Annotated in this window: 7 protein-coding genes; 3 read left to right on the top strand and 4 right to left on the bottom strand. The window is 43.7% G+C overall.

Annotated features, from left to right (window positions below; genetic code table 11):
- Window positions 1-33: 33 nt before the first annotated feature.
- Window positions 34-999, bottom strand: a complete 966-nt coding sequence (locus tag IOD06_RS10100) for a metallophosphoesterase (RefSeq protein WP_194620777.1) — start codon at window positions 997-999, stop codon at window positions 34-36.
- Window positions 1000-1167: 168 nt separating this feature from the next.
- Window positions 1168-1776: a rhomboid family intramembrane serine protease gene (locus IOD06_RS10105; protein WP_010201910.1), complete on the bottom strand. Its 609-nt coding sequence runs from the start codon at window positions 1774-1776 to the stop codon at window positions 1168-1170.
- A gap of 545 nt (window positions 1777-2321) precedes the next feature.
- Between IOD06_RS10105 and IOD06_RS10110 the strand changes: the two genes are divergently transcribed.
- Window positions 2322-3962, top strand: coding sequence for a hypothetical protein (locus IOD06_RS10110; protein ID WP_194620778.1), 1641 nt, complete (start codon window positions 2322-2324; stop codon window positions 3960-3962).
- 649 nt (window positions 3963-4611) lie between these two features.
- Window positions 4612-6210: an OmpA family protein gene (locus IOD06_RS10115; protein WP_194620779.1), complete on the top strand. Its 1599-nt coding sequence runs from the start codon at window positions 4612-4614 to the stop codon at window positions 6208-6210.
- Window positions 6211-6318: 108 nt separating this feature from the next.
- Here IOD06_RS10115 and nagZ read toward each other — a convergent pair whose 3' ends face one another.
- Complete coding sequence (gene nagZ / locus IOD06_RS10120; RefSeq protein WP_194620780.1) at window positions 6319-7401, bottom strand: beta-N-acetylhexosaminidase; 1083 nt, start codon at window positions 7399-7401, stop codon at window positions 6319-6321.
- A 553-nt stretch (window positions 7402-7954) separates the two neighbouring features.
- On the opposite strand from nagZ, the gene IOD06_RS10125 reads away from it, so the two are divergent.
- A complete protein-coding gene (locus tag IOD06_RS10125; protein ID WP_189582900.1) occupies window positions 7955-10165 on the top strand; it encodes a carboxy terminal-processing peptidase in 2211 nt (736 codons plus the stop codon).
- A 484-nt stretch (window positions 10166-10649) separates the two neighbouring features.
- Here the strand turns inward: IOD06_RS10125 and IOD06_RS10130 are convergent, their stop codons facing one another.
- Window positions 10650-11135: a peptidylprolyl isomerase gene (locus IOD06_RS10130; RefSeq protein ID WP_010201899.1), complete on the bottom strand. Its 486-nt coding sequence runs from the start codon at window positions 11133-11135 to the stop codon at window positions 10650-10652.
- Window positions 11136-11454: the final 319 nt, after the last annotated feature.

The raw sequence follows: 11454 nt of genomic DNA on the forward strand, positions 1-11454 counted from the left end.
ATTAATGCTAAAGCGAGTGAAATGGTATTTCGATTATGACTGTATCACTGGGTCTTCGTCATGGCGATATTGCACAAAATTGCTGGCTTTGAGTGGCAAAGGCTGCTCGGTATCGAGCTGATAGCCTGTTAGATAACCACTATCTACCGCTGCCGAATAATCAGTACAAGCAACTTGTGGACTCAATGGTTCAGGTGTCCCAGTTAGCCAATAATGACCGACGAATACGGGTTTATCGGTTTTGAGTGCAAAATTGATATTTTCTGCCAAAGCATCTGCTGGAATTTGTGCCAATGCGGAGGAGGGGGCACGTGCAACTTCATATAGCGTACGCTCGTTAAGACCTTCAAGCCACCAACGTACCCGCACTCGTGTGCGCTCGGTACCTTCTTTATCAACCATCACCATGCCATCAGGTAGCGGTGTCTCTACACCTTTTAATACTCTCTCTAATGCTTCAAAATTCTCGCTATGCTCTTGGGCAGTTACGATAAGTCCTTTAGGCGTTAAGCAGTTATCAGCAGTCAATAAGGGTGCTAATACCGCCATGCTGTCCACATCCCAACAAGCATGCACAAAGCAAGCATAGTCAGTTTCAAGCCATAAGGGAATTTCATATAACCGCTCAAGCCAATAGCGATGACTTTCTGAGCCAAAGGGCACTTCTGCGAGAAAAGCCTCGTGTTGGCGCGTATGTGTCTCATTGTGTGAGCGTAAGTATTCCTGAGGGTTATTAGGGTCGAGCGTTGCAAAGGCTAAAGCATTGTATTCATGATTGCCCATTACTGCATCGGCAACATCCGCATCCAGCATGGCAAAAACAATTTCTAACGTGGTCAACTGCTGCGACCCACGGTCGATCAAATCACCGATAAATAATGCCCGATGACCTGCTGGCGGCACGAAGTATTGTCCGTTATGGCGATAGCCTAGCTGGGTAAGCAGACCCACTAGCTTGTCTGCATAACCGTGAATATCACCGATAATATCTATAATCATAAGTCACTGTCTAATCTTAAAGTATAAAAATGCTCGACATGCCGAGCAACGCGACGAAATTAAAAAGGAGTTAAATTTTTTTAACTGGTTTAGATTTGAGCGTCACTTACTTAAGCCACTTAAACAAGTGACGCTTCTTTCTTAAAACAGACTTCTAAAAATCATACTTTAAAGGCTTGGCGATAATAACGCGTTTAAAAAATGCGGGAGCACTTGTGGCTCCAGAATAATAGTGGCGATTATGCCAAACGCGCCGCCCCACAGATGCGCCATGTGATTGATGTTCGAGCCACCGCGTTTATCCGCGTAGATGCTATAAGCCACGTAAGCGACAGCAAATAATATCGCTGGGATAGGAACGACTGCAAATAAATAGATTTTTTCCCAAGGTGCCAGCAAGATAAAGGCAAATAATACCGCTGATACACCGCCTGATGCGCCAAGGCTGAGATAGCTGGCATTGTTTTTATTTTTAATATAACTTGGAATCATCGCGATAATGATAGCCAACACATAAAACACCACGAAACCATAACCGAATAAAAATGATTGATATAACCCTTCGATAGCACGACCGAAAAAATACAAAGTAAACATATTAAACAGTAAGTGCATACTGTCAGCATGAATAAAACCATGGGTCACAAAACGATCCCATTGACCATTATTTACCGCGGGTGGATAAAAAATGAGTCGATTGAATAGTGTCTTGTTTTGCCAAGCCAACAAGCTGACAATAACAGTGATAATGATGATAAGGGTCGTATGGTTAAGCAAAGGGTAATCCTTAGGCCGAGCCTAGTGTGTGATTGTGGTATATACAACAGGGTGAACCGCCTAAATGCGATGGCTAAATAACCACTGGGTAAGACAATCAATAATAAGTAGTGATATGACAGTGCCCATAATGATTGCTGATCATCGATTCAGCAACGATCAGGGTAAGTCAAAAACCCATTATGTAGAGAACTGTGCTTTAATAATCATTTATTATTAACAATATAACAGTGTATAAAAGAGAGTAAGTAATGCTTCGTATACTGACCGTAACGTTAATGCTAAATGCATTTGTAGCAAGCAGTCTACAGCGCCTTAAAAATAAACTTAAGTCTATATATATATTTAAGATAAGATAAAATCGTTCATATGAGCGACGCATAGCAACAACTACCAACAGCACAGCCGTTTCATAGGGCGCGACTCATAAAGTATAGGCATTTAAAGTACAGACATTTAAAGTATAGGCATTAAGCAAAGCGGATAAAAAAACGATTTACTTCTTTTATATATTTAAACATTAAAGCCGGTAGAGGCCGTCAGTTATGAGTATTATTGAGCAACTAGAACAACATGTCACGCCAGCTGTGTTGGGTGATAATAGCAGCGTCGCCCATGTCTGCCTCCTCGAGCAGTTTTATGCGATTTTGGTAGCCCGCTTGGCTTTGCCAGAAGTTTATTCGCAGCTGCTAAGGTCGGATCAAGTCGTGGTTGCTGATAGCGTGCCAGAAACTCCTCTCTTTGAGCAGCTATGGCAAGCCCCAAGTATGCGGCAAACTCTAGTGCAAGAACTTGCCGCCACACATCATATCGATGAGCTTGCTACCGTACAGTTACTTATAAATGCTGCGCCACTGGCCTACCGTGAGCTAAAAGTACTGGCGAATGGACAGTTTTTGCCTGCGTTTTTGCAAAGAGAACAATCTGCCTTGCGCCAGTATTTACCCACATGGTCAGCACCTTTTATCACGGCCTCTCAAAGTATCCATCAACCATCCGGTGCACCGAGTGTCAGAGCGGATGCTACTATAGCAGCTGTGCCAGATATGCCAAAGGACAAAGTCAGTGCCCCTGATGCAACCGCGATAACGCCGTCGACAGCAGCTGCCATAGAGAATAGCAGTGTTCATCCAAATACTAGTGTGAATTTAAGTAAGCATCGCAATAGCAATTCAAATAATCTTACGGATGTTATGCATACCAGTCCTGCTGACCATCATTTGGCAGAAAATGGCAGCATGAAGCGAGAGAAAGTCCGTACCCGTAATCAACGCAATGATTTATTGGTACGGGTATTTTTATTGATACTGGCAGTGGTAACGATAGGCTTTGCGGCATGGGCGCTGTTAATTAAGCCTAACATGACTCCAGTAGAACCTGTGGCCACCGGCCCAGTCGTTGTTCCGCCTACCATTGAACCAGCAGCACAGGTCTTAACGCCAGTTGAGCTCATCGTTAGAGTAGATGACAGTGGCAGTCTATATACTTGTAGCGCAACGGTCGGGGATGAAGCGTTGCAAAGCATACTACAACAGGCACTCAATACAAGTTTCGGTGAGCAGGCAAGTATTTGCGAGTTAACCATACAGGTAGGCGTGGCCAGTAGTATGAATAGTATACCAGCAGAGGTGCTGCCCAATATCTTGACTATGTTGAGATCAACACCATTTGCTCGACTGCATTTACAAAATGAGCGAGTGACCTTGGAAGCGCCAGACAATATGCTCCTACAACGCTTGGTCACTGACATACGTACGTTAGCGCCAGCGCTGATGATTGACAGTGTAGCACCATTACCATTACCCAATAATAGTAACGGAGCAGGTGATATGACGGCTATGAATGGTCAGAATCCTCAGTTTAAATCCGATGCCAGCACTGCAAACAATGCTTATAACAGTAACGTTGATGGTAATAATTTTGCCGACAATGCAAACAATAATGGTGCTGGAGAGTATCAAGCAACAGATGACGATACTGGTGATAGTATGATGCCCGCACCAGCCCGCAATACACCAGTGCGTAGCAATAACGGCAATCTTACTAATGTGCCTAGCAATTTACCGAATAACTCCAATAGCCGTGCACCTACAAACAGTAGACCATCAGGCCCTATCTCCTTGTCTGAAGTAGATAATATGGCCAGCAATGTTATTGTGGCTGAGCCTGCGCAAGTAAGAAACTGATTAGACCGACCTTTGAGATGTAGTATGAGTCATATTACATCTCAATACTTTTATAAAAAATGATGGTTAAAGGTGATGGTTATAAGCAATCAGATGAGGTGGTCTTACTGCTATAGTCAGTTCAAAATAAAATCAATACATTGCCAGTTATAGTCAACGAATTTTAGAATCGCTACAAGGCGACCGACCGTAGATAGTACACTTAGTAAATCTAGGACGAGTAACACCGTATCGGTTTAAAAGTGCTCTGACTATAGGTGCGACTGGTACAAATTTTCCTTGCTTGCTGCTATCACAGAGACTACGAAAAATTCATTCCAGTCACACTGTATTTGTTTTAAAGTGAATCTACTATATTAATTTCTGTTGTTCAATAAGCAGTCCTGTTTCTACCGCAAGCACTATTGATATGTTAGGGATTTGTACTTTGTCATCTTTCTAGTTACGCGTAACAACTGAAACATTACCTAACGTATCATTTGCACAACAACGTGTTGATTGTTAACACTTACTTAATACTTTTATAATAATGAAAATTGAATATTGCCAAGATGGTTTTAACGGTTACGGCTCTTATCTCTTAGCAAAATTTTTGAGTATTTTAATTATATAGATTGATACTAATAAGTATTAATAGGAGAGTTATATTATGGATGTTATCAGCCATTTGACGCGAACGGTAAGCCCCGCAGTATTGGGAGATGACCGTAGCCCAGCTAAGAAAAACTTGCTTGAGCAATTTTATGCTATTTTTGCCGCTCGCTTGGCAGACAAAGATACTCATGATCGCTTTTCTAGCGAGAATATCGCTCGTGATGATCAGGGATTTCATGAGCGCGTATGGACGGATAGCACACACCGTGACCAAATAGCTCGTGAGCTTGCTGGCAAACACAATGTCGATGTTACTGCTTCTCGCGGTTTAATCGCGATGGCAGCACCACTTGCGTACCATGAAATAAAGAGCTTGGCAGGGACGACACCTGTGCCGCAGTTTTTAAACGATAACTCGGCTAGCTACCAAAATCATATTCCTGCTTGGGCGAGTGCAGTTTTGCCAGCAGGTATGATTGCCGCTGCGCCTGCAGGCGCACGAATTTCTGATACGGTCAGCACCGCACCCCTTCAGCGCGAAGAAGAAACAGAAGGCAGTTTTATGAAAGCGCTGCTGCCCATCATTGGTCTGATTATTTTAGGCGCTTTGGCTTGGGCATTGCTTAGAGGCTGTCAAGAAAATCCTGAGCCCGTTGCTACGCCTGCTATCACCCAAGAGCAAGCCGCCGAAAGTAATGCAACAGCTGTTGCCGCTGATGTTGAGCCTGCGTCATTGCGTATCGCCACAGGTGAGAACGGTGAATTATATGCTTGCCGTATGAACGTTGGTAACGAGACGCTACAGACCAATGTCATGAATGCTTTGACCAGTGCATTTGGTGATGAAGCCAATAACTGCCGTGCCGATGTCGATGATAATTTTGCGATAGATATGCCTGCCGCCGCCCAGCTGGCTGCTATCTTGCCTATCGTCAAAAACGTACCGAATGCCAGTATGCTCATAAAAGGTGATACCATCACGGTCAATGCACCTGATGCGGCAACTTTAGACAAGCTGGTCGCTGATTTGCAAGCAGCAGCGCCTGCGATGACAGTAAAAGCCGAAGGTGCATTAGACGCACAAAGTGAGATTGACAACAGCTTAACTGCTGCCGACACCGCGATGAGCAACCTTGGTGAAAACCCTGATCCACGTGATGTAGCGCGTGCCTTGAGCTTGCAGGTTATTAACTTCGAAGTAGATGCAGCGTCTATTCCTGATGCCAACAAATCATTCCTTGACCGTGCCTCTAAGATAATCAATGAAGTACCGAATATGAATTTGATGATTATCGGTCATACTGATAGCCAAGCAGATGACGCTTACAACATGAAACTGTCTCGCGATCGTGCCGAATCTGTAAAAGAATACTTAGTATCTCAAGGTATTGATGCAAGTAAACTAAGCACTAAAGGTATGGGTGAAACAGATCCTATCGCTGATAACTCGACGGAACAAGGTCGCTTTCGCAACCGCCGTATTGAGTTCGTGGTCAATGATGAGACCACCAGTGCAAATGATGGTATGATTATGAGCAGCGATGCGCTCGATCCTGACTTAAATCCATTAGACAGCAACAATGATGACCTATTGCCAGATAGTGATGATGCAAGTCGTGGTACAGCAGTAGATCCACAAGTGAATACTCAGTAGTCTTTAGTGGGTAATCTTTAAAAAATTATTGATAGTAAGAAAATGATTAATATAAAAAACCGCATCTGAAAAGGTGCGGTTTTTTATTTGCCAAAAAATGAGCGACTGTTATTTATAGACAGTAGGATCTTTTAGCTCACTATTAGCCTCAGATGTACTCTCTGTTGACGTGTTAAAAAAGGTCTGAGTCACGTTTTTCTTTGCTTGCTGCCAGTAGTCAAACTGCTGACAAGTAGCGTCAAGGTCACCTTGCCAAACGGGGATAGTGCCACACATGGTTTTGATGCGTTTTTGATTGGGATAGGGTAGGTTTTGCGCTGCTTTAGCTGCTTCATGGGCTGCAATTCTATCATTACATACCAAGGCAATGTCGCAACCAGCTTCAATTGCTGCTTTGACGCGCGCGCTAATATCCCCAGCTGCTTGCGCGCCTGCCATAGATAAATCGTCAGAGAATAAAACCCCATCAAATTTAAGCGCATCACGGATGATGTCTTTGAGCCAAATTTTAGAGAATCCCGCTGGCTTACTATCCACTTGTGAAAAAATCACGTGCGCTGGCATCAGCGCATCAAGCCATGGCAGCGTTTGGGCAAACGGCTGCATATCGCTGTTCATAATCTCATCTAAACTACGGCTATCGATGGCTTCTGATACATGGGAATCAGGAGCGATGGCGCCGTGACCGGGAAAATGCTTCCCAGTGGTTGCCATACCAGCCGCTTTCATGCCGTGCATAAACTGGGATGCCAAAGCGGTAATGGCTTGCGGGTCTTTATGGAAGCTACGATCACCAATGACTTGGCTGATACCACCTCTGTCGAGTACAGGGGCAAAGCTCAGATCAATGCCCACGGCCAGCACTTCTGCTGCCATTAGATAGCCGCAATCGTAGGCACAGCTAAGCGCATGGCTGGGATCTTGATTAAATAAGTCACCCAGTCGCCCCATAGCAGGCAGTGGGCTAAACCCGTCACGTAACCTTGCGACGCGTCCACCCTCTTGATCAACACCGATCAAGATATCAGCATTGTGATAGCGTATATCGTCACATAGTGCGCGTACTTGTGCGGCATCTTTGACATTTCGCCCAAACAAGATGACCCCGCCAACTTGAGCTTGCTTGATTAAACTCACATCTTCAGCAGTCAGTGCGGTACTATCGATATCAATCATTAAGACGCCGTACATCGCGTAATCCTTATTATGTTATATCAGTGGTTGCATTTATATCAGATTCAAATGCAACCGACTGTTCAGTGTTATATTATGACAGCTATTATGAATTGAGTATAATCTGCTGGTCAAATCGGTCAAAAATAATGGCTATTAACTGTTAAATAGCGATCAGTAGCCACGAGCAATAAATGTGATAGAAAGTTTGGTATGTACCGCGGTAAAGTGTAATATTGCTTATACAGATTGAGACAATGACGCATTTATGGTCATGCTAGTATTGAGTGATTTTTCGCAAGACGCGAGTCGTATTTTTCCAATAATTAATACCGTTAAAAAGCCAAGTAGTGAAAAGGCTGCGCCGTAAAAAAATAACTAATACCATTCACAAAAATTAGAGTAGCAAGGAAAACGAGTATAAGTGCTACGCATTGTAGACTAAACGAGTTTGACACCGCTAATCGTACTTTTTGGGTTTGGTATAAATTTGATGGATAGGGACTCACCAAGCAAATACTTTCGATGACAATTGATAATACTTTCAACTTAAAATAACTAGGTATATATGATGAAAAAACAACCAGCACAGTGGTTACTCAGTGCAGCGTCAGTGGGCATCGCCGGTCTTATTCTCACCCAAAGCTACGGCACTGCAGTGGCAGATACTAACACCGAAGGTTTCGTCCAAACACCTGAACAGAAAGTCACTACTCGTCAAGTAGCCGCCTTGCTGGATCGCAGCCATTATCTCAATCAGCCGCTTGATAGCAAAACAGGCAGCGAGATTCTATCTATGTATATTGATAGCCTTGATCCAAACCATACCTTGTTTTTGCAGTCTGATGTCGATGAGCTAAAGAAAAAGTATGCCGCCGAATTCGGTGATCGTCTCAAGCGTGGTGATCTGTCTGCAGGTATAGAGGTATTTGAGCGCTATCGTAAACGCTCAAACGAATATTTTGCCATGGCAAGCAAAATGCTAAAGACAGATCTGGATTTGACCAGCAATGAGACTATCGTACTTGACCGTGAAAAGCTCGGTCACTTCAAGACCAAAAAAGAGCAGCGTGATTACTGGGCGCGTCAGTTGAAGTTTCAGTTGATGAGTATCACGTTAGGTCAAGAAGACGAAAAAGCCAAAGAGCAAGTATTCTTGAACAATCCAGACATCACTCGTGGACAGGATTTAGTACGTAATGACGAGCGTACGCCCAGTGAGATTTTACTCAATCGTTTGTCACGTCAACAAGAGCAGTTCAAGCGTCTCAAAGATGATGAAATCATGGAGACAATCTTGAACACTGCCATGCTGACCTATGATCCGCATAGTAACTATTATGCACCGGTTCAAGCAAACGAATTACAAATCCAATCGAGTCTACAGTTAGAAGGTATTGGCGTCTCTATCCGTCCTGATCGTAAAAACCCAGACTACACGCGTATTGTGACTCTGGTGGATGGTGGCCCAGCAGCCAAATCTGGTCAGATTAAACCCAATGATTTGATTGTCGGGATCGCCAAAGACGGCAAAAACATGATCGACGTGGTTGGTTGGTCGACACGTGAGATTGTCAGTCTTATTCGTGGTAAGCGCGGTACTTCGGTCACGCTCAAGTTACGTCAGGCTAGTGCCCCAGAAGCCAGCGCTCGTACCGTCACTGTGGTTCGGGATATCATTCAACAAGAAGAGTCAGGCGTGACCCAGCGCGTTGTAGAAGTACAGCGCCCTAATATCGATAAAACGCCAAAACGTATTGGTGTCCTTGAGATACCAAGCTTTTATTTGAACTATCGAGCGCGCCGTAACGGGGAAGATTATCGTAGCGTCAGTATCGATACCGAAAAAGCGCTCAAAGAATTAAATAAAGAAAATATCGATGGTCTCGTGGTCGATCTGCGTAATAACCCTGGTGGGTCATTAGACGAAGTGGCCAAAATGCTCGGCTTCTTTATCAAGAGTGGACCACTGGTGCAAATTCGTGACAATCGCGGCAATATTCAGGTGTACCGTGATGATGATGGTGGCGAACAACTCTATGATGGCAAGGTGGTCGTTATTACTAACCTAGCATCTGCCTCTGCTAGTGAAATTTTTGCTGCTGCTATCCAAGATTATGGCCGTGGCTTGGTAGTCGGTAGTACCACTACGGGTAAAGGCTCTGCTCAGATTCAACTGGACAATTTAGCGCTAGGTTCTGCGACTTTAACTCAGCGCAAGTTCTATCGCATCACCGGCGGTAGTACGCAAAATAAAGGCGTTGTTCCCGATGTCGAATTGGTCAATATCTATGATGATGCGACCTTTGGTGAGCGCGCGCAGAAAAAAGCACTGCCTTGGGATACCATCAAAACCGCACCTTATAAGCCTGAAGGCAAATTTACCAACGATACGTTAGCGACGCTGAATCAGCAGTCTACAATCCGTCAGCAAAAAGACCCACAGTTTACTTACTTATCAACGTTGAACGATATTCGCAATATGGATGATGAGAAAAAACCTGTCAAGCTCGATATCAATAGCCGACGCGCCAAGATGCAGCTGATCGAAAAGCGTTCATTAGAGGCGGAGAATAAACGTCTCATCGCCACAGGTGAGCGTCCGTATGCCAATTGGAATACCTATCAAGCCGCGATGGATGCGAAGTTTGAAGAGCGTAGTCAAATGAAAGCCAATGAACGCCCAGAGCTACCTGAAGATGAAACTTTCATCAATGAAGCGGCTTATATTATGCTCAGCGCTGACTCAAAAAAAATGATCAGCCCTGAAGACAGTCTCTAGCAAGCGTATCACTGTGAGCTAGAAAAGCAGTTAAATAAAAATCCGTGTAAGCATAGGCTTACACGGATTGACGCTTAGACCTCTTACTAACTTATCATCAATCTGCGATTATAACTGTACGGCACGATTGAACGAAACGGTTCATTGATACTAGGGATTGGTATCTTAAAATCGCGTCAGGGATAGATGGTTTGCTGATTAAGGACAATAAGGCTGGATGCCTGCTAGTTATAAGATACTCCGGGATTAAGTATCATATAGCGTTAACATGGATGGTTGGTAATAAAAGCCGCATAGCGCTCGTCGTTACGCGGCTTTGTTACGTTTGGAAGAACGTGTTTTTCTATAAATAAGCCATAAAAATCCATAAGCCATAAAACACAAAAAAAGGTCAGTAGACGTATCTACTGACCTTTTAGAATAAACGACAAGCTTCATCTTACTTACTTGTCGTTTAAGCGTTTTACTAATGCTCTAATAGAGATTAGTGTTCAACGCCACCTGCGCCATGTACATGGCCGTGGCTTAGTTCGTCTTCAGTCGCTGCACGTACTTCTTGGATTTCAACATCAAAAGTCAAACGCTTACCAGCTAATGGATGATTAGCATCAACAACTACTTCGTCATCATTCACTTCAGTAACCGTAACCAACATTACTTGGCCACCGGCTTCTGACTGAAACTGCATGCCAGGCTGGATGTCATCAACGCCTTGGAAGTTATCGCGTGGTACATGCTGTACGGCTTGTTCTTGATATTCGCCATAACCATCAGCAGGCTCAACGACAGCGTTAACTTTTTCGCCAGCAGATTTGCCTTCTAGTTGTTGTTCTAGGCCTGGGATGATGTTGCTGTGACCATGTAGATAAGCAAGTGGCTGACCTTCTGGTGATTGGTCGAGCACGTTGCCTTCGTCGTCTTTTAGCGTGTAATTGAATTTGACGGCAGTGTCTTTTGCGATAGTAGTCATAAATTATCCTAAATATATCTGTGTAAAAAATTAAATACGGTTGCAATAAACCTAAAAAAGCCAATCGGCAAGCCAGATAGCCACGTCATTAGTCAGTTATCATCAGTTTATTAAAGTAACTTTAGCAGTTAGCATCTTTAATTGCGATGGCCCACATAACTTTCAAGGGAAAAACCATAAAAAATGCCAATTAATGTCATAATTTATGAAAATAAGCGCTATTTTCTATGCTTTACCGTACAGCGGGTTGCTTGTAAAGGGTCTGCCAGTTGCATTTTTGGCTAAGGACTTCTACCATAACGATAAAAATGAGGATGAG

Source organism: Psychrobacter sp. N25K4-3-2 (assembly GCF_015351755.1).
Classification (GTDB): Bacteria; Pseudomonadota; Gammaproteobacteria; order Pseudomonadales; family Moraxellaceae; genus Psychrobacter; species Psychrobacter glaciei.